15 protein-coding genes and 2 tRNA genes are annotated in these 19,757 nt (G+C 59.2%); 6 read left to right on the forward strand and 11 right to left on the reverse strand.

Annotated elements, in window-relative coordinates; translation table 11 throughout:
• Positions 1-25 precede the first annotated feature (25 nt).
• Positions 26-940: an MBL fold metallo-hydrolase gene (locus tag ACR0JF_RS01565; RefSeq protein WP_170659650.1), complete on the forward strand. Its 915-nt coding sequence runs from the start codon at positions 26-28 to the stop codon at positions 938-940.
• A gap of 75 nt (positions 941-1,015) precedes the next feature.
• Positions 1,016-1,090, forward strand: a tRNA-Asn gene (locus ACR0JF_RS01570).
• A gap of 208 nt (positions 1,091-1,298) precedes the next feature.
• Here the strand turns inward: ACR0JF_RS01570 and ACR0JF_RS01575 are convergent.
• Positions 1,299-1,898 carry a hypothetical protein gene (locus tag ACR0JF_RS01575; protein ID WP_480668861.1) on the reverse strand — a complete coding sequence of 200 codons (600 nt, stop codon included), beginning with the start codon at positions 1,896-1,898 and terminating at the stop codon, positions 1,299-1,301.
• A 523-nt stretch (positions 1,899-2,421) separates the two neighbouring features.
• On the opposite strand from ACR0JF_RS01575, the gene ACR0JF_RS01580 reads away from it, so the two are divergent.
• Positions 2,422-2,496: transfer RNA gene (locus tag ACR0JF_RS01580), tRNA-Asn, on the forward strand.
• Positions 2,497-2,507: 11 nt separating this feature from the next.
• On the opposite strand, the gene ACR0JF_RS01585 is transcribed toward ACR0JF_RS01580, so the two are convergent.
• The 4 genes from ACR0JF_RS01585 to zwf form a co-directional block, all read right to left on the reverse strand.
• Positions 2,508-4,127: a long-chain-fatty-acid--CoA ligase gene (locus ACR0JF_RS01585; protein ID WP_170659652.1), complete on the reverse strand. Its 1,620-nt coding sequence runs from the start codon at positions 4,125-4,127 to the stop codon at positions 2,508-2,510.
• A gap of 185 nt (positions 4,128-4,312) precedes the next feature.
• On the reverse strand, positions 4,313-5,920 hold the full coding sequence (gene pgi, locus ACR0JF_RS01590) for a glucose-6-phosphate isomerase (protein ID WP_170659653.1): 1,608 nt from the start codon (positions 5,918-5,920) through the stop codon (positions 4,313-4,315).
• A gap of 3 nt (positions 5,921-5,923) precedes the next feature.
• Positions 5,924-6,595, reverse strand: a complete 672-nt coding sequence (pgl, locus tag ACR0JF_RS01595; protein WP_170659654.1) for a 6-phosphogluconolactonase — start codon at positions 6,593-6,595, stop codon at positions 5,924-5,926.
• A complete protein-coding gene (gene zwf, locus ACR0JF_RS01600) occupies positions 6,592-8,046 on the reverse strand; it encodes a glucose-6-phosphate dehydrogenase (protein WP_170659655.1) in 1,455 nt (484 codons plus the stop codon). The genes pgl and zwf overlap by 4 nt, the downstream gene beginning before the upstream one ends.
• Positions 8,047-8,245: 199 nt before the next feature.
• On the opposite strand from zwf, the gene ACR0JF_RS01605 reads away from it, so the two are divergent.
• Entirely contained in the window at positions 8,246-9,814 is a 1,569-nt protein-coding gene (locus ACR0JF_RS01605) for a caspase family protein (RefSeq protein ID WP_170659656.1), read from the forward strand.
• A 4-nt stretch (positions 9,815-9,818) separates the two neighbouring features.
• Here ACR0JF_RS01605 and ACR0JF_RS01610 read toward each other — a convergent pair whose 3' ends face one another.
• Positions 9,819-10,088 (reverse strand): usg protein, encoded by a 270-nt coding sequence (locus ACR0JF_RS01610; RefSeq protein WP_170373832.1) that lies wholly within the window; start codon positions 10,086-10,088, stop codon positions 9,819-9,821.
• Positions 10,089-10,281: 193 nt separating this feature from the next.
• On the opposite strand from ACR0JF_RS01610, the gene gyrA reads away from it, so the two are divergent.
• A complete protein-coding gene (gene gyrA, locus ACR0JF_RS01615; protein ID WP_170659657.1) occupies positions 10,282-13,020 on the forward strand; it encodes a DNA gyrase subunit A in 2,739 nt (912 codons plus the stop codon).
• A gap of 29 nt (positions 13,021-13,049) precedes the next feature.
• Here gyrA and ACR0JF_RS01620 read toward each other — a convergent pair whose 3' ends face one another.
• The 4 genes from ACR0JF_RS01620 to ACR0JF_RS01635 form a co-directional block, all read right to left on the reverse strand.
• Complete coding sequence (locus ACR0JF_RS01620; RefSeq protein ID WP_480668862.1) at positions 13,050-14,315, reverse strand: DsbA family protein; 1,266 nt, start codon at positions 14,313-14,315, stop codon at positions 13,050-13,052.
• Between the two features lie 87 nt (positions 14,316-14,402).
• The gene (locus ACR0JF_RS01625) at positions 14,403-15,872 is read right to left on the reverse strand and encodes a carboxypeptidase M32 (RefSeq protein WP_170659658.1); all 1,470 of its coding nucleotides are present in this window, start codon (positions 15,870-15,872) and stop codon (positions 14,403-14,405) included.
• A gap of 4 nt (positions 15,873-15,876) precedes the next feature.
• Positions 15,877-17,022 (reverse strand): heme A synthase, encoded by a 1,146-nt coding sequence (gene ctaA, locus ACR0JF_RS01630; RefSeq protein ID WP_170659659.1) that lies wholly within the window; start codon positions 17,020-17,022, stop codon positions 15,877-15,879.
• 81 nt (positions 17,023-17,103) lie between these two features.
• The gene (locus tag ACR0JF_RS01635) at positions 17,104-17,847 is read right to left on the reverse strand and encodes an RNA methyltransferase (protein ID WP_170373836.1); all 744 of its coding nucleotides are present in this window, start codon (positions 17,845-17,847) and stop codon (positions 17,104-17,106) included.
• Positions 17,848-18,008: 161 nt separating this feature from the next.
• Here ACR0JF_RS01635 and ACR0JF_RS01640 point away from each other — a divergent pair, with 161 nt between their 5' ends.
• Complete coding sequence (locus ACR0JF_RS01640) at positions 18,009-18,632, forward strand: thiamine phosphate synthase (protein ID WP_170659783.1); 624 nt, start codon at positions 18,009-18,011, stop codon at positions 18,630-18,632.
• Here the strand turns inward: ACR0JF_RS01640 and ACR0JF_RS01645 are convergent.
• Positions 18,625-19,737, reverse strand: a complete 1,113-nt coding sequence (locus tag ACR0JF_RS01645; protein WP_170659660.1) for a HupE/UreJ family protein — start codon at positions 19,735-19,737, stop codon at positions 18,625-18,627. The genes ACR0JF_RS01640 and ACR0JF_RS01645 overlap by 8 nt on opposite strands.
• Positions 19,738-19,757: the final 20 nt, after the last annotated feature.

The following is a 19,757-nucleotide window of genomic DNA, read 5'->3' on the forward strand; positions in this document are numbered from 1 at the left end:
GCCCGGACAAGAGAAAGAGGACAGAATGCAGGCACCTGACGAATTCAACCCGCCAGCTGGCGTGGCGCAGGAGTTGCATCCGGGTTTACGGCGCATTCTGGCTCCGAATCCTTCGCCGATGACGTATTGGGGCACAAACACCTATCTTCTGGGCACGCGGGATCTGGCAGTGATCGACCCCGGACCGCTGAGCAACGTGCATCTGGAGGCGATTCTGGGCGCGTTGTCCCACGATCAGAGAATCAGCCATATTCTTGTGACCCACACCCATCTGGATCATTCGCCTCTGGCCGCCCCTCTCGCGGCCCGCACGGGTGCCCCGATTCTGGCCTTTGGAGGCCCCGAGGCCGGGCGCAGTGCGGTCATGTCCGACCTCGCCCTGAGTGGCATGGTGCAAGGCGGAGAAGGCATCGACACCGCGTTCCGGCCGGATATCGAATTGGCGGACGGAGAACTCGTCACAGGTGACGACTGGCAGCTTGAGGTCATCCACACCCCGGGTCATCTGGGCAATCATATCGCGCTGGCCTGGGGCGATATCTGCTTTACGGCAGATCACGTGATGGGTTGGGCCAGTTCGCTCGTCTCTCCCCCCGACGGAGACCTCACCGATTTCATGGCGGCTTGTTATCGGCTGCAACAGCGCGAGTGGTCCGTCTTTCACTCGGGTCACGGCGCACCCATCGAAAACCCTGCTAAGCGGCTGGAGTGGTTGATTCAGCATAGGCTAGGACGAGAAGGGCAAATTCTGGCGGCTCTGGCAGATCGACAAGGCTCGGCCCGACAATTGGCCGAGCGTATCTACACCGAAACCCCAAAGGCCCTGCTGCCCGCAGCCGAGCGTAACGTCCTGGCGCATTTGATTGATTTGGCGGGAAAATCCAAAGTCACCTACAATGGCCCGCTTGCGTCAGATGCGGTTTTCCGGCGACTTTCGTGAGCGTGAGAAAAAATTCAGATTTCTCGCGCTTCCCCTCTGGACGTCAAAAATCGGGGTTGTTATACGCCCCTCAGTTCCGGCGTAGCTCAGCGGTAGAGCAGTTGACTGTTAATCAATTGGTCGTAGGTTCGATCCCTACCGCCGGAGCCAATCTTCTCAGCAAGTTGGTTAGTTTTCCTCTGCGTAGGAACTTCGCAGGTTTTGGTGAGGAAACCGGCAAATTGGGTTAGAGCTACGTCGGGTATTAATCAGACAAAAGAGTCCACCGCCTCCGTTTGGTAGAACCCACAGTAGTCTCACACCTTTAAATTAAGAATAGCCCCCAAAGCGCCACACAACATGGGGATGAAGGATTCAACTAAGCTGTTGTCAACAAGCGAATAACGCGAACCAGCCGATCTACTGGAATCTCCAAAGGCTCTACGTCAAAAATCGCCATCCGACCGACAAATTTCGGAGCTTTAATAAACTCTTCGGCGGCGCGCATACGCGGACGATGAAGGTAATCATCAAACAAAAGTGTAACCGGTCGCTTGATGTTAAAAGCCGTTGCCAGGGCGCAGCCGACGCGAAACCTTCCATCCACCAGCACAACGTCAGGATGCTGAAATCCATCGCTTTGCCAAATTGACAATGGGTATCTGGGGAACCGGTTTGATTCCTTGCTATTTACCGGGAAACCCCATTTCTTTGTTTTCCCAATGTTCACCCATGAAATATTGACTTCGGTACCCGCCTTGGGTGGATTTTCCTGGAACCACCGCTGCATCATTTGAGCCCAGTATTGATCGCTTTCCACACTATAGACTTTTTTGTTCTCCATTCTCCCTGCCAATACAGTGGATCCCCCAGATCCATACTCCAGAATGACAGAAGATTTTTGATAGTACTCGCGCAGTACTTCCTGCACGTCATTTGGCATAGTCAGAACTGGTTTCTTAAGCTGAGCTGTGTTCAATTCGGTCTCCAAGTTGTTGCAATGCGTTCTGACTGGCCTCCAAAGAAAAGTATCATAGACGACAGTGATTTGAACCAGATATTGCGCTCCGCAGATGACAAACAAAATAAAACTAAACCAAGGTCAAGGCGTGCAAAAAGATGTGCAGAAGCCTTTAGAGGCTGAACTCATTGAGTTCTATTGTCGCTAGATGATTGTTGACGCCAGAGCTATGGTCGAGAAGGAGGTTTTGAGACATTGGTCGTATCGTGCTGCGTCGCTACGCCAACCTTCAAGTCTAACAAACATAACCACGAAACGGCTGTTTTTTTACCGGCGTGTGTTTAATTTGACGGACTTTTTGCGCGTTTTTCGAACAGTGACAGCCAATTGCAATTCGTTCTCGCGTCAAACGAACCAGAGTTTGAACTGTAATCTGAAAAGATCAGCGCTGAACGGGAGCGGCCTGCTAGACAATTTTTCTCAAATACCCACAACATGATCTGGACGCCGTGAAAACAGCTTGCTATACGGCGCGAACCGTTCCGGCGTAGCTCAGCGGTAGAGCAGTTGACTGTTAATCAATTGGTCGTAGGTTCGATCCCTACCGCCGGAGCCAATTTCCCCAGATTACCCCGTCAAAGCGTCGGCAAACTGCGTGCGCAAGGTCCGTTTCAGCACTTTACCCGTGGCGTTCAACGGCAGAGCGTCGATGAACACAACCTTGTCCGGCACTTGCCATTTGGCGATCTTGCCATCGAAGAAGGTTAGCAATTCTTCTTCTGACGGCTCCTCTGCCTCGGCCTTCACGGCGACCAGAATCGGGCGCTCATCCCATTTGGGGTGCGGGACCCCGACCACGGCGGCTGTAGCGAGTTTTGGATGGGCAACTGCGATGTTTTCCAACTCGACCGAGCTGATCCATTCGCCGCCTGATTTGATGATGTCCTTGGAGCGGTCGCGGATCGTCATGTAGCCGTCGGCATCCAGTGTTGCGACGTCCCCGGTGGCGAACCAGCCGTCCTGCAAAAGCGCCTCGTCCTGCATCTGGAAATAGCTGTCCAGCACCCATGGGCCGCGCACCATCAGGTCGCCCTGGGTTTCGCCGTCATGGGGCAAGTCGCTGCCATCGTCATCCACGATCTTCAGCTCAACCCCATAGGGAGGCCGCCCCTGGCTTTCGCGCAGGCGGTGCTGCTCGTCGATCGACAGGTCGCGATGTTTGGCAATCGGGACATTGGTTGTGCCCAGCGGGCTCATCTCACTCATGCCCCACGCGTGGACGGTGTCGACGTCGTAGACCTCACGGAAGGTTTCGATCATCGAGGGTGGGCAAGCGGCGCCTCCGATCACGGTACGCTCAAGACTGGCGAGTTTGCTGTCGGATTGCGCGGCGTGGGCCAGAAGGCCCTGCCAGATCGTTGGAACACCCATTGCGACCGTCACGCCATAGGTGTCAATCAGGTTAACCAGCGCCTCACCATGCAGGCCTGGCCCAGGCAAAACCATGCGCGAGCCGGACATGGCACAGGCATAGGGCGACCCCCAGGCATTGACATGGAACATAGGCACCACCGGCATCACGACATCCATCGCCGAATAGCCAATGACGTCTCGCGCATTCGAGGCAAAGCCATGCAATACGGTCGAGCGATGTGAGTACAGCACCCCCTTGGGATGGCCCGTTGTGCCCGAGGTGTAGCACAGGCCGGAGGCCGTGTTTTCATCCAAGTCCGGCCATGCGAATTCGGCATCACCCGTCTCGATCAGTTCATCATAGAATTGCAGCCTGTCGATCTGCGCGGCCGCTTCCTCATCACGAGGCCCCATCAGCACAAAGTGATGAACCTCGCCCAGCCCCTCTTGCAACGCGGCGACCAGAGGGATGAAGGTGGCGTCGAAGAACAGAACGCGATCCTGGGCGTGGTTGATGATGTAGGTCAGCTGCTCGGGGAAGAGGCGCGGATTGATCGTGTGACACACGAAACCTGCACCCGAGGTCGCATAGTAGATCTCAAGGTGGCGGCGGTTGTTCCACGCTAGGGTGCCGATGCGGTCCTGTGGTTCCAGTCCAAGCTTGGTCAGCGCTGATCCCAACCGGCGAGCATTGCGCGCCACTTCGGACCAATTGGTTTGCGTTACGGTGCTGTTTGTTTCGACCGACACGATTTCCGTCTGACCGTGGTAGCGCTCGGCATGATCAATCAGTGACGAGATCAGCAAGGGCTGCGTCATCATCTGTCCCAGCATGGACATCCTCCCTTTTTTTGTTCAGGCCACGCTGTCGGCGGCCATTCCGTGCTTTGAGTGATACGCGGGTCTGTGGCCGGGCGATCAATCATGACGGTTCATTGGGAAGAACCCTGCCAAGCAATTATTTGTCTGACAATAAAAAGATTGCAGCCCGAGGTTGCCCCGGGCCGCAATTCACCACGTCAATTGCGGTGACGCAGGGCATAGGCGACTAAGGCCGCAGTCGAGCCATCCTTGTCATCCGCGCTTTCTTCTCCGTCCACGATCGGCCCGAGTGAGGTCGCAAGTTCTTTGCCCAATTCAACGCCCCATTGATCGAAGGAATTGATGCCCAGAAGAACGCCTTCGACGAACACCCGATGTTCATAAAGCGCAATGATCTGCCCCAGCACAAAGGGCGTCAGTTTGGGATAGATCAAGGTGGTCGAAGGCCGGTTGCCCGGAAACACCCGATGCCGTGCCTGACGGTCGAGTTCATCGCCCTGCAGGCCTTTGGCGGCCATTCGGGCGCTGGCTTCGTCAAAAGACCTGCCGCGCATCAAAGCCTCAGACTGCGCGAGGCAATTGGCCAGAAGCAGGCGGTGATGATGGGCCAGCTCCGGCTCATGTCCTTCGGCGGCGACCATGAATTCGCAGGGGATCACGTCGGTGCCCTGATGGATCAGCTGGTAGAAGGCATGCTGGCCATTTGTGCCCGGCTCACCCCAGACAACAGGCCCGGACGACACTGTCAGTTCGCTGCCATCCATTGCGACCGATTTGCCGTTCGACTCCATCTCAAGCTGCTGAAAATAGGCTGGCAAGCGCAGCAGCCTTTGGTCATAGGGCAACACCGCTCGGCTGGCATGGCCCAGCACCTGACGATGCCAGATCCCGACCAAGGCCAGCATCACCGGCACGTTCTCGGACCAGTCGGCCGAGCGGAAATGCAGGTCCATCGCCTGTCCGCCCCGCAGGAAAGCATCGAACGCATTCGAGCCAATCGCGATCATCACCGGCAAACCGACAGGTCCCCAGACAGAGTACCGCCCGCCGACCCAATCGGCGAAGCCAAACACGCGGTCCTCTGGGATGCCGAAGACCTGTGTTTTGTCCAACGCGCTTGAGACAGCGGCAAACTGCTTGGAAGGGTCGCCTCCGCCCTCGCTCATCCATGCCCGCGCGGTGCGGGCGTTGGTCATGGTTTCAATCGTCGTGAATGTTTTCGAGGCCACGATCACCAATGTCCGGGTCGGGTCCAACTGGCGCAACGTATCCGCGATATGCGCACCATCGACGTTCGATACATAGTGCAGACGCGGCCCATCATGGTAGGGCGACAGCGCATGGGTCGCCATCACTGGCCCCAGATCCGAGCCTCCGATACCGATATTCACCACATCGGTAAAGCTGCCCCCTGCCCCGGCTGCCGTGCCTCCGCGCACCTCCTCGGCGAAGACACGCATCCGCTGCAAAGTGTCCAAAACATCCGGCATCACATCCTGACCATCGACCTGCACCGCGTCGCCGTCCAGGTTTCGCAACGCCGTGTGCAACACCGCGCGATCTTCGGTCTCGTTGATTTTCTGGCCAGAAAACATCGCCTCGCGGCGTGCTTCCAGATCGGCTTGGTCACATAGTTGGATCAGAGCGTCCCGAATCTCGCCGTCGAGCTGCGTTTTTGAGTAGTCGAACAGCATATCGCCGGTTGAGGCGGAGAAATCCTGTGCACGATCCGCGTCCGCCTCGAACAGGTCGAGAATACGCGCCTGCTGCGATGCTGCCAGTGCTTTCAATCTATCCAGTTGCATGGCTCACTCCGCCCAATGCACGGTCATGCCGCCCAGAACGGCCGCGATCGGCGCCTCTTCGGGCGGCAGAGACATGGCCTTCTCTAGCGCTTCCCGCTTCTCGGCGCCGAAGATGATCAGATGTTTCGACAAGGCCCCATCTAGGACCGGAGCCGTCAGGGTGATACGCGGTTCCGGTTGCACATCCGTCCGCGCGACGGCAAGTGTCGGCGCGTTGCTGTCCAACGCTTCGGCCAGCCCCTGCATTCCCGGAAACAGCGAGGCGGTGTGCATATCACCACCCATCCCCAACACCAGCACCGACAAAGGCAGCACTGGTGCGATCAATGATTCGATCTCAGGCAGTGCGTCCTCAGGAGCGGCCCCAGGGACATAGAGAGGTACATATTGCGCCACCGAGGCACGGTTGGTCAGAAGACGTTCGCGGATCAGACGCTCGTTCGAGCGGTCACTGTCCGCAGGCACACAGCGTTCGTCGGTCGGCAGCACGCGTATCCGCGCCCAGTCCAGATCTGCGGCACAGAGGACATCGAAAACCGGCCCCGGGGTCGTTCCGCCCGGCACTGCAAGGGCCACCGTGTCGTCATGCAACAAAGCGGCCTCCAATTCTCCGGCCAGTGCGTTGGCCACGTCGATCGCCAACATGTCGCGGTCGGCATATTCCTGAATATTCATGGCTTGATTCCTTGCCAGTGGCGACCGTCTCGTTTCATCAGCAGCTCGGCGTCGCCCGGCCCTGTGCTGCCACTGTCATAGGGTTTGGGGACATCACCCCGCGCCTGCCATCCGGCAATGATCGGATCGGTCCAGGCCCAGGCGGCCTCAACCTCATCACCACGCATGAACAGGGTCTGGTTGCCCCGGATTACGTCCATGATCAGCCGTTCATAGGCATCGGGCGGGTCTTGATTTTCGGGACCGAGCGCTTCGGCAAAGCTCATGTCGAGCGGGACGTCGATCAGACGCATTCCGCCCTGCCCCGGCTCCTTAATGGTCACCTTCAGGGTGATCCCCTCATTCGGCTGCAATCGGATGGACAAGGCATTGGCGTGTCGCCCTGCTGCCTCGCCAAAAATCGAATGCGGCGCATCCTTGAACTGCACATTGATAACCGAGGAGCGCGCTACAAGCTGCTTGCCGGTGCGCAGGTAGAACGGCGTCCCGGCCCATCGCCAGTTGCTGATATGCGCCTTCAGGGCCACGTAGCTTTCCGTGGTCGAGCGGGGATTGCCGACAACCTCACGATAGCCTGACCCTTCAGCCTCGGAAGCGAACTGCCCGCGTACAATGTGGTGCGGCTCAACCGGATCAAGCGCGCGGATGACCTTGAGCTTTTCGTCGCGTACAGCGTCCGGATCAAACTTGGCGGGCGGCTCCATCGCGATGAGGCAGAGCAGTTGCATCAGGTGGTTTTGCACCATGTCGCGCATGGCTCCGGCGCGCTCGTAATAGTCTTCGCGCCCTTTTACACCGACCGTTTCGGCCACGGTGATCTGGATGTGATCCACGTATTGGCTGTTCCAGAGCGGCTCAAACAGCATGTTGCCAAACCGCACGGCCATCAGGTTCTGGACGGTTTCTTTCCCCAGATAATGGTCGATCCGATAGATCTGCCCTTCGTCGAAATGCGCCGCCAGCGTCGCATTCAAATCCCGCGCACTGTCCAGATCGTGGCCAAAGGGTTTCTCTACCACGATCCTTGTATCCTTGGTCGCAAGCGCATGCGCGCGGATACGTTCGGCCAGAGGGGCAAACAGGCTGGGACCAACCGAGAAATAGAACCCCCGCACGCGGTCCGGGGTCAGTTTGCCTGCCAGCTCATCCCACCCGCCGGTTGAAAGCGCATCAAGCCGGACATAGTCGAGACGCTGCAGGAAACCCTGCAGGTTCTCAACCTCGTCCGACCGTCTGGGCGCATAGCTCCGCAACGACTTGGCCACGAGGGTCCGGAACGCATCCGCCGAAAGCTCACTGCGCGCAGCCGCAATGATGCGCGCGCTTTCGGGCCATTGCCCCGCGCAGAATCTGCGGAACAAAGCGGGTAGGATCTTGCGCTGCGCAAGATCTCCGGTGCCGCCGAAAATGACCAGATCGAACGGATCGACGGGAATGACGCGTGAAACCATGAGTTGTCCTTAACCTGCCCCTAAGGTCATGTCCAATGTTAGCGCAATCATAATGCTCCTCTATGCGTCTTTTTTCCGTCGCATGACCTGAAAACCGCCTCTTATTCGACTGGTCCAGCAAAAGTAATCCAAATCACTGAGGGACGCGGCGGTTTTCCGATATAGATGTAACAGGATCATTCCAGTTTGGGTTGTTGAGATGAACAAGTTTCTGTTTTTTCTGTTTGCATGTTTCGCCGCCCCACTTTGGGCTCAAGAGCGTTTGGCGCTGGTGATTGGCAATGATCAGTACAACTCGGTCGTTGATCTGAAGAAAGCTGTTGCTGACGCCGAGGCGGTTTCCGACAAGCTTGAAAATCTGGGTTTTGAAACCATCCAAGGCCTGAACCTCGACCGGCGCGGCATGAACCAGAAAATCGCGGACTTCACGGCCCGGCTGGAGGCAGGCGACACCGCTTTTGTGTTCTTTGCCGGTCACGGGGTTGAGATCGACGGAGAGAATTACCTGCTGCCCACCGATATCGTCGCACCCTCGTCCGGTGAGACCGATTTCGTGAAGTCCGAATCCATCGCCCTGTCGAACCTGCTGGACCGCGTCCGCGCCACCGGTGCGCGCACCTCAATCGCCATCATAGACGCCTGCCGCGATAATCCGTTCGAGACCGTATCGGGGCGCAGTGTCGGGCGTACTCGCGGCCTGGGGCGCATCAACGCACCTGAGGGTATGTTCGTGATCTTTTCAGCCGGGGCCGGCCAAATGGCGCTGGACCGCCTGAGCGATGATGAACCCGCGCAGAACTCGGTCTTCACCCGCGCATTGCTGCCACGCCTGTCAGAACCGGGTCTTGAGCTGCGCAGCATGGTCTCGGACTTGCGACGCGAGGTGCGCGACCTGTCCCGCACTGTTCAGCACACGCAAATCCCCGCCTACTATGATGAGCTGCTGGGAGAGTTCTATTTCACCCCAGCCGTCGCAACGGTTCCCCGGACCACACCAACGCCCCAAACAGATGATATGCGCGCCGATCTAGAGCTTGCGCGCTCGGTCGGAACGGTGACCGCACTGGACGCATTTCTTGAGAAGTATGAGGATCGGTCCGAGAACTACTCCTACGAGGTCGCTCTGCAATTGCGCGACAGCCTTGCCTCGGTTGAGCTGCCAATCGAGACAGAGCGCACTCCGGCCCCCGAAGCCCCAGACACCCCGGTCATTTCAGATTCGCGCGAAGTGATGCGCGCCACGCAATCGGCCTTGAACGCACTGGGCTGCAGTGCCGGAGGCGCAGATGGTGTCGCCGGACCACGCACAAGACAGGCCTTTGCACGCTACCGCGACGCGAGCGCGTCGCAATTGGGGGCAGATGATTTGGGAACTCAGCACGCGCTGGAGGAGTTGCAGGGTAAAAGCGGCACGATCTGCAAGGTCGTCGCTGCACCGTCCCCCACACCGGCCCCTGCGCCGTCTGTGTCGGCGAGTGTGACGATGGCTGGCACCTGGCAGTTCAAGGCCACCTGCGCGGTGGTTGTCAAAGTGACCGGAACAGTGCGCTACTCTCATGCCGGTGGCAACAAATACACCGGAAGCCTCACCGACTCGCTGGGTCAAAAAGCCAACACGGTGATCTATGTGAATGACCAACAGATCAGCGGCACCGACTTTTTCCCCGGCATCACGGTTCAATGGCGCGGTCGTCTGGCTGAAGATGGCAACAGCTTCACCAGCTCGGGCTCAACCGGGTGTTCGGTCTACGCGTGGCGGGCGGGATAAGGCGTCAGTTCACGCGGAACTCACCCACCATATTGCGCCACTCCCCCGGCGCGATCATCTTGCGATGGGTGAACTTGACCGAGTGCAAAGGCCCCTCAATCTCTCGTTGCCAAAAGTCGATGAATTCGAACAGTTTCGGATGATCCGGCGCCAGATCATATTCCTGCCAGATGAACGTGTTCAGGACATGGATATAGTCGGGCATATGGTAGAAGAATTCCGCTGTCGTCAGACCGTATCCCTTCAGCATTAATTCGGTTTCGCTTTGCTGCATTCAGACCTCCGATTTCATTCAGGGTCTCTCCATGATAGCAGCAAAACCACCTAACAGTTGTATAACAAGATGTTACCCGAGTGTTACTTTGGATTTTCACGCGCGGATTCGTTGCTTGCTTGCACCTTATGTGCTGGGTCTGATAGAGTAGAGCCACAAAATATAGAGTCTGCACAAGAAACGAGCAGTTTACGTGAGCGATACGCCAGAAACACCTGAAAACATGGATGAAACCCCGCCCGAGCGCCCTGTCTATGACGGCCCGACGGTCTCCATCGAATCCGAGATGCGCACGTCCTATCTGGACTATGCCATGTCGGTCATCGTTTCCCGCGCGATCCCCGATCTGCGCGACGGCCTGAAACCCGTTCATCGGCGGATTTTGTACGCCATGCACGAGACCGGTAACACGCATGAAAAGGCGTATCGCAAATCGGCCCGCCCGGTCGGCGATGTGATGGGTAAGTACCACCCGCACGGCGATAGCGCGATCTATGACGCGCTGGTGCGGATGGCGCAGGATTTCTCGATGTCACTGCCGCTGCTGGACGGTCAGGGCAACTTTGGCTCGATGGACGGCGATAACCCGGCGGCCATGCGTTACACCGAAGTTCGGATGGACAAACCTGCCGCTGCCCTGCTGGCCGATATCGAAAAAGAGACGGTTGATTTTCAGGACAACTACGACGGCAAAGACAAAGAGCCGACCGTCCTGCCCGCCCGTTTCCCGAACATGCTGGTCAATGGCGCAGGCGGTATCGCCGTGGGTATGGCCACGAATATCCCTCCGCACAATCTGGGAGAGGTAGTTGACGCAACGCTGGCGCTGATTGACGACCCGGATCTGACTTCGGAACAACTGATCGAATACGTCCCCGGCCCCGATTTCCCGACCGGCGGCGTCATGCTTGGCCGCTCCGGTGCGCGCAAAGCCTATCTGGAAGGCCGTGGCAGCGTCATTATCCGCGCCAAGACCCGTGTCGAGGAACTGCGCAAAGATCGCTACGCCATTGTCGTGGATGAGATCCCCTATCAGGTGAACAAAGCCTCGATGATCGAAAAGATCGCCGAAGCAGTACGTGAGAAGCGCATCGAAGGCGTAGCGCATGTTCAGGACGAATCCGACCGCAACGGCGTGCGCGTGGTCGTTGAACTGAAGCGCGACGCAACGCCCGAGGTGGTACTGAACCAGCTTTATCGCTTCTCGCCGATGCAGACCTCCTTCGGCTGCAACATGTTGGCCCTGAATGGTGGCCGACCCGAGCAACTGACCCTGCGCCGATTCCTGACATCCTTCATCGACTTCCGCGAGGATGTGGTAGCCCGCCGCACCGCCTATGATCTGCGCAAGGCGCGCGAGCGTAGCCACATATTGTGTGGCCTAGCCGTGGCCGTCTCTAACGTGGACGAAGTGGTTGCCACCATCCGGTCGTCAGCCGATGCTGCAGAGGCGCGCGAAAAGCTGATGACGCGCCGTTGGCCTGCGGCCGAGATCGAAGGCTATCTGCGCCTGATCGACGACCCGCTGTCCAAGATGAACGACGATGGCACCTATAACCTGACCGAGGTTCAGGCCCGTGCGATCCTCGAATTGCGCCTGCAGCGCCTGACTCAACTGGGTGTCAAAGAGGTCACGGACGAGCTGGAGCAACTGGCCGCCAAGATCAAGGAATACCTTGAGATCCTGTCCTCGCGCGAGCGCATCATGGGCATCATCGGCGATGAACTGCGCGAGGTTCGCGAGCAATTCGCCGTCCCCCGTCGCACCGAGATCGTCGACTGGTCCGGCGACATGGAGGACGAGGACCTGATCGAGCGCGAAGACATGGTCGTGACCGTCACCTCGGGCGGCTATATCAAACGTACTCCGCTGGCCGATTTCCGGGCGCAAAAGCGTGGTGGCAAGGGCCTGTCGGGGATGCAGACCAAGGAAGAGGACGTGGTCACCACCCTCTTCGTGGCCAACACCCATACGCAGCTGCTGTTCTTCACGACCGACGGGATGGTCTACAAGCTCAAGACTTGGCGCCTGCCGCAATCTGGGCGCACCGGAAAGGGCAAGGCGATCGTTAACATCCTGCCGATCCCGACTGGTGTTTCCATCGCGGCCATCATGCCAGTCGATGTGCCGGATGAGGAATGGGAGAACCTACAAGTCGTGTTTGCCACCAGCGCAGGCACCGTACGGCGCAACCGCCTGTCCGACTTCACCAATGTGAAGCGCAACGGCAAGATCGCTATGAAGTTCGAAGATGAGCACGCCGAGACGAAGCTGATCAACGCGCGCATCTGCTCGCAAGAGGATGATGTAATGCTAGTCACCAAATCCGGTCGTGCAATCCGCTTCCCAACGACGGCTGTGCGGGTTTTCAACAGCCGATCCTCGGTCGGTGTGCGTGGTGTGCGACTCTCCGGCGATGACGAAGTGGTTTCGATGTCCGTCATCCGCCACTTCGATGCGACCTCGGATGAGCGTGCCGCATACCTCAAGATGCGCCGTCTGATGGCTGGCGTCACTGATGAGGCCGAGGCGGATGAGGAAGAAGGCAATGCCGACAGCGTTCTGCCTCAGGAACGCTATGCCGAGATGTCGGCCGCCGAGAACCTGATCCTCACCATCACCGCGGGCGGTGCAGGTAAGCTGAGTTCCAGCCATGACTACCCCGTCCGCGGACGGGGCGGTATGGGCGTTGCCGCAATGGACAAGGCGATGCGCGGCGGCGAACTTGTCGCCTCGTTCCCGGTCGAGATTGATGACCAGATCATGCTGGCCACTTCAAAAGGTCAGTCGATCCGCGTGCCGGTCGATGGCATTTCCTTCCGGTCCCGCAGCGCCGGTGGCGTGCGGGTATTCAACACCGGCAAGGGCGAAGAGGTCGTCAGCGTTGCCTGGATCGCCGATCAGGGCGATGAGGACGAGGCCGAAGAATAATCTTTCGGCTAGAGCACATGAAACAGGCGCTAACCGGACCCGGGCAGCGCCTGTTTTGATTCAGTGCCCAATAGATCAGCCACAGCCCAGAGCCGATCCTGACCCCAAATGCTTTGACCGTCGACGTGGAAGCTGGGAACACCCCAAAAGCCGAGGTCTTGTAGCCTGTTCTGGTTATGCTCGACTCGCTGTCGCCAAGTCTGGGATTTCAGTTCATCGCGCGCCGTGGGCCAATCAAGACCGGCGGTCCTGACGACATGAGATAGGCCCCTGTCGCTGGCCGCGTCTACGCCTTCCGACCAGACTGAGCGCATGAAGGTAGAGGAAAACGCTGCCATCCGACCTTCGGATTCGGTGTAGTCGAACAAGGCATAACCGCGCTCGACCCCGCTCCCCAAAGGGTCGCAGATGCGGCCAAACGGGATACCCAGCCGCCGCGCCTCACGCGTACAATCCTGCAGGATGTATCGGGATTTCGCCCTGGGCACCGGCAAGCCGCGCATCAGCATCGGCAGCACCGGACGCAGGATCAGTTCAGTCCCGTAGTGTTCTGCCAAGTGCTGGACCCGGTCAAAAGCCAGATAAGAATACGGGCTGCGGAAGGAGAAAAAGAACTCGACGGTTTTCGAGGCGGCTTGGCGGTCGAACACCAGCTCAGGGGGTGGCACCAGAAGGGGGCCTGTGCCGAGCCCGGCATTCTGCAGCCTGTCTTCAAGATAGTGCAGCCGGTCCACACCCCAGTACCATTCGCCGCCATAGTAAAACGTGCCGCCGAGGTAGTGCCCCATGGCCCGCAACTTCAGGTCTCCGGCGCTTGTAGCAGCGGCGGGATCACTCTGTTTCCCCGTGGGTAAATCCCGCCCAGCCCATTGTGCGGCGCTGATGGTTTTGAGGTGTTGCGCGAAATCCGGCTCTCCAAGATGGGCGGCCAGACGAGCATTGACCTCTGGCGTCACACCATCCGCCTTCGGCGCGTCCAAACCCAGCTTTTGCGCCAAGCGCGTCGCATCTTTGATGGCGTTCTCACGATGCGCTTTCGGATCAGGAACCGCCTCTGCTGGCGGGCCTGAGATCAAATGCGGGCGTAGCGCAATGTCATAGCGCGCCTCGAATGCTGGCAAAACCTGCGCTGTCAGTGAGCAATACGGGTCTGACGCATCGTGAAAATAGTGAACCTCGCGTCGCGCACCACGCGCCCTACGACCAAGTTCGTGCAGGCCACGACGCGCGTTTTGCAGACCTCGGCTGGTGATAATTTCGGCCAGCCGGGGTTTTACCAAAGATGTGAAGGGCACAGTCGTCTCCGCCGGGGTCAGATGCCCTACCCTAGCCAGTCCCGCGCGGAATACCACGCGGGCACACGGCAACGTGAGTGGTCCGGGTTACAGCCCGTAGAGCGCACCGAATTTCTGCTCAAGATAGCTGAGCAGCGGGTCCGGCCCCGGTTCAACACCGCTTGCACGCTCAATGACCTCACGCGGGGCGTAGAGCCCACCATATTGCTGGACATTCTCACGCAGCCATGTGGTCGCGCCCGAGGTATCACCTTCGGCCAATTGCCCATCCAGCCCCGGCACGGCGCCGCGCAGCGCCTGGAAAAGACACCCGGCATAGACGTTGCCCAGGGAATAGGTCGGGAAATAGCCGAACAGACCCACGGACCAATGCACATCCTGCAAACACCCGTTCGAGGGCGTGTCGACCGCATAACCGAAATCCGCCTTGAAGCGGTCATTCCACGCGGCTTCGAGGTCCGAGACCTGCAGGTCTCCGGCCATCAATGCGCGCTCCAGATCAAAGCGCAGCATGATGTGCAGGTTATATTGCACCTCATCCGCCTCGGTTCGGATATAGCCGTTCTGGACGTGGTTCACCGTCGCGTAGAAGGCATCGGCCTCCGCGATCCCGAAATCCCCGAACGCATCACGCATCTGGGTGAACAGCCATCCGGTGAAGGCGCGCGAGCGGCCAAGCTGGTTTTCATAGATCCGGCTTTGGCTTTCATGCACGCCCATTGACACGCCCTGACCCAGAGGCGTCAGCGCGTAATCGGGATTGATGCCCTGTTCATAGGCGGCGTGGCCGACCTCATGAATGGTTGAGTAGAAGCAGTTGAACGGGTCAGTCGCGCTGGTCCGGGTCGTGATCCGCACGTCCGAGCCGCTGCCCGAGCTGAACGGATGCACCGCCTTGTCGACGCGGCCCCGGTTCAGGTCATAACCGAAGGTCCGCGCCAGTTTTTGCGACAGGCGCATCTGTTCGGTTTCGTCGAAAGAGCCCTCCAGCGCCTTTGGGGCGGGCCGATCCAGAACCGCTGCTCGCAGTGCAACCAAGCGGGGACGCATCTGATCGAAGATCTCGGCAATCTGGGCGCCTGTCGTATAGGGCTCATAATCCTCGACCATGGCGTCGTAGACGTCACCACCTTGTGCCAGTGCGGCCCCTTCCTCGCGTTTCAGCGAGACGACTTCTTCCAGCACCGGCAGGAAGGCCGAGACGTCCTCATCCGCGCGCGCCTGCGCCCATTCGCCTTGCGCGGCAGATGTGACACGAGCAAGAGCTTTGGCCAGATCGGCGGGGACTTTGATGGTGCGCTCGTAGGACCGGCGGATCTCACGCAACTGGGCCTTGCCCGATGCATCACTCGCGTCGGCCTGGTCCAGCCATTCAGCCACGCGCGGGTCGGACTTGCGCGCGTGCAAAACGGCCTCAATCGCGGCCATTTCCTCGGCCCGTTGCGGGGCAGCTCCGCGCGGCATCATGGTCTCCTGATCCCAGCCGAGCCGACCGGCGATCTGACCAAGGGCCGAGGTTTCACGTTGAAAGGCCATCAGGTCGTCAAAGGCGCTCATCGGGTCACGCTCCACGGATTGAGGTTGCAATGGGGTAGCCGCTCAGGAAGCGCGCGCGCAGGATCAGGGTCCAGACCACAACGGCCATGAACTGGTGGAAAATGGCGATCTGCCATGGGGCTGCGTAAACGACCGTGACGATCCCGACCACCACCTGCAGAGACAGAGCTGCAAAGGCTGCGTTGAAGGCGAAACGGGTCTGCGGGTGGGCGCTGGTCTGCCCCCGACGCCAGACGATGATGGCGAAGATGAACAGCAAATACCCTGCGCAACGGTGGATGAATTGCACCAGACCGGGGCTTTCGAAGAAGTTGCGCCACATCGGTTCCAGCATGGTCGCGTCTGGCGGCAATAGCTGCCCACCGATCAGAGGCCAGTCGGTGTAGGACCGCCCTGCGTCAATCCCGGCGACCAGCGCACCGATGAGTATTTGTAAAAAGGTGAAATGCAGGAGGCCGGTCGAGAGCGAGAACAGCTTCGCCTCTTTCGCGCGGCGGGCCTGCATCAGGTCGCGCTCATCCCGGCCCAATTCAAAGATATACCACGCGAGGAACCCAAGGATCACGAAGGCTAAGCCGAGATGGGTGGCCAAACGATAGCTTGCAACGGCCGTCATCCCCTCACCCTGCGTGACACCCGAGGCGACCATCCACCAGCCGACCGCACCCTGAACGGCGCCCAAGGCACCGGGGATCAGCAGTTTGCCGGTCCAACCCGTGGGGATTTTGCGCGCGATCAGGAAACCAAAGAAGCCAATTGCCCAGACCAGACCGATCACGCGGCCCAGTTGGCGGTGGCCCCATTCCCACCAGTAGATGAATTTGAAATCACTCAGCTCCATCCACTGGTTCTGGATGCGCCACTGGTCGATTTCCTTGTATTTGTCGAATTCGGATTGCCAGTCTGCCTCGGTCATCGGCGGAATGGCCCCAGTGATCGGACGCCATTCGGTGATCGAAAGCCCGCTATCTGTGAGCCGGGTCAGCCCCCCCACGGCGATCATAACAACGACCAGAGCGAACAGGATCATCAGCCACGCCCGGATCGCCTTGCGTGCCCCACCCCGGCCCTTGTCGATCATACCGGGTTGAACGGCTTGTTGTTTTTCGGTGTCTGAGACTTCTTCGAAGATGCTGCGCTTGGCGCTCATGCTGTCCTCATATGTCCTGGATTTGGTCGCAAGCTCTGGATTTCGTCGCAAGCTAGGGCCAGTGAGGGGCAAGGTCCAGCCTTACCCTTTGTCTTTCCAACGGACCATCTGACGCATGACTCCGTGCAGCATCTGCACATCCGCCCGCGTCATCCGCATCCGCGACCACAGGTTGCGCAGATTGGTTTTCATGCCCTCGGCCTTTTCCGGCGGGTAGAAGAAACCCGCCTCTTCCAGCCGATCTTCATAGTGTTCGACCAGCTTCTCGACCTCGATGCCGGTCGCCCAGTCGCCCTTGCCCAGATCGGTAGCCTCATGCACCACATCACCGGTCTGACGCATCCACTCATAGGCTGTCAGCAGCACGCATTGTCCAAGGTTGAGCGAGGCATATTCCGGGTTCACAGGAACGGAGATGATTGCGTTGGCCTTGGCGATGTCCTCATTCTCAAGCCCAGCGCGTTCGGGGCCAAAGAGAACTGCCACCTTTTCGCCCGCGGCAACCTTTTCAGCCGCGATCTGCATGGCGCGTTCCGGGCTGTAGACCGGCTTGGTCAACCCGCGTTGCCGTGCGGTGGTCGCAAACACAAAGGTCGTGTCAGACAGCGACCCCGCCAGATCGTCAAACAATTGCGCCTCATCCAGAAGCCGACCTGCACCGCTGGACATCGCCACCGCCTTAGGGTTCGGCCACCCGTCCCGAGGGGCCACGATCCGCATCCGGTCCAGCCCGAAATTCCACATCGCCCGCGCGGCGGCACCGATGTTTTCGCCCATTTGCGGGCGCACGAGCACAAAGGAAGGCTGAGAGGTGTCACTAGGCATGGCTGTCTCCGAAAGTTCCGCATGCTCTAATCACCCAGCCCCATCAGGGCAACCCGATCCTCTTGTTCTGTTTCCAAATACCCGCTCGGCAGGCATAAAAGTTTGCTTCCCCCGCTCAATCCGCTAAACCGCGCCAAAGAATGAAAGCGAAGGACGCGCTAATGGACACCCCCGAGCAGCCGCAGATCTATCTGATCACACCGCCGACCATCACGCTTAGCACCTTCCCCGACCAATTGGCCCGGGTTCTGGACGGGACCGAGATTGCTTGCATCCGGCTGGCCTTGGCTGGGAATGACGAGGACACGATCGCGCGCGCCGCAGATGCCTGCCGCGAGGTGGCCCATGCGCGTGACGTGGCTATCGTGATCTCGAACCACGTTCTGCTGGCGCAACGGCTGGGGCTGGATGGTGTGCATCTGGACGATGCAGCGCGCTCGGTCCGGGCTGCCCGCAAAGAGCTTGGCGCAGATGCGATTGTTGGCAGTTTTTGTGGGGCCTCCAGCCATGACGGCATGACGGCTGGCGAAGCGGGCGTCGACTATGTCGCCTTCGGTCCGGTCGGAGTGTCTTCTCTCGGCGACGGCACTCTTGCCGAAAAGGACCTATTCCAGTGGTGGTCGGAAATGATAGAGGTTCCAGTTGTGGCCGAGGGCGGCCTGACCCCAGACCTGATCCGCACCCTGTCCCCCCATACGGATTTCTTCGGCATCGGTGATGAAATCTGGTCGGCCGAGGACCCAGCGGCCGCTCTGAACGACCTGTTGTCCCATATGGCTAGCTGAGTATCAGGGGCTCGGCCAACCAATAAACGGCAATTCCCGCAATCAGGATCGAAGCCAGAACCGATATCCGGCCTCGCATCCTCTCAGACGCCCCGGCAATCAGAGCGGAGACCGCAAAAACTGCGGCAGCTATGGCGTAAAGCGCCACCAGCACCCCGCCCGCATAGCCGAATATCGCGGGCGGCAAATGATCCGGTGGCACGCCAATCGTCGCCAGCGAGGTTCTGAGCGTGATCCCACACAACAATCCGGCACCGAATACAGCGAGTAAGCGGAAAACGGTCAGACGCCTGAGAACCAAATTCCACAGCGCCAAAACGAGAGTTGCAGCCGCAAGCGCCTGAGAGGCCACCGCAGAGGGCAACGCAACCGCGCCATAGACCGAAAGCGCCAGACCGAAGATCAGCCCGAGGGACACAAACAAAATCTGCGCCAACAGCGGACGCAGGCTGAGAGTCAAAAAGACCAGCGACAGCACAAGGGCGATCTCGTGGTAGCCATGCGGAATGATGCGGGTCAGCCCCTTAGGCAGAAACACCTGCAGCACCTGTTGCGGGCCGAGCGCGGCACCGCCTTGCAACGGTATCAAAGGGCTGACCTCTCCGGCGACCAGATAGCCCGTGTAGGGTGCGTCGACACGCTGTTGTTTAACGACGGCAGGCCCGTGCCCCTCCGGCCATGTCAGGCGCAAACTCGACGCCCCGTCAGGCAGCGGCGCGGCCAGCAGCAGCTTTGACAAACGCGGAGTATCAGGATCACCGACAATGGGGATGCGCACGCCCTCATAGGACAGGCGGGGCGGGCCTGCGAGTTCGACCCTCAGCGTCCCGGCCCAGTCTTTGACAAACGACCGAACCTCAGGCTCCAGCTCTGAGGAGACCCGCCGGCGCAACTCTCTGTACCGCGCGTCATCGGCAAAATCGGGACGAGTTTCGGGGTCGATCCCGGACAGGAACATCTCGGCATTCAGCGTGACCTCTAGGAACAGAGTGTCTTCCTTCGTCCAGAACTCGACAATCGTCGGAGCGGTCTGAGCCTTCGCAGACCATGCCGAAAGGAGCAGAAAGACAGGCAAAATCAGGAGGAAACGGAAAATACCGCTCATCTGCGACGCTCATTAATAAA

This window comes from Ruegeria sp. BG11 (assembly GCF_056538565.1).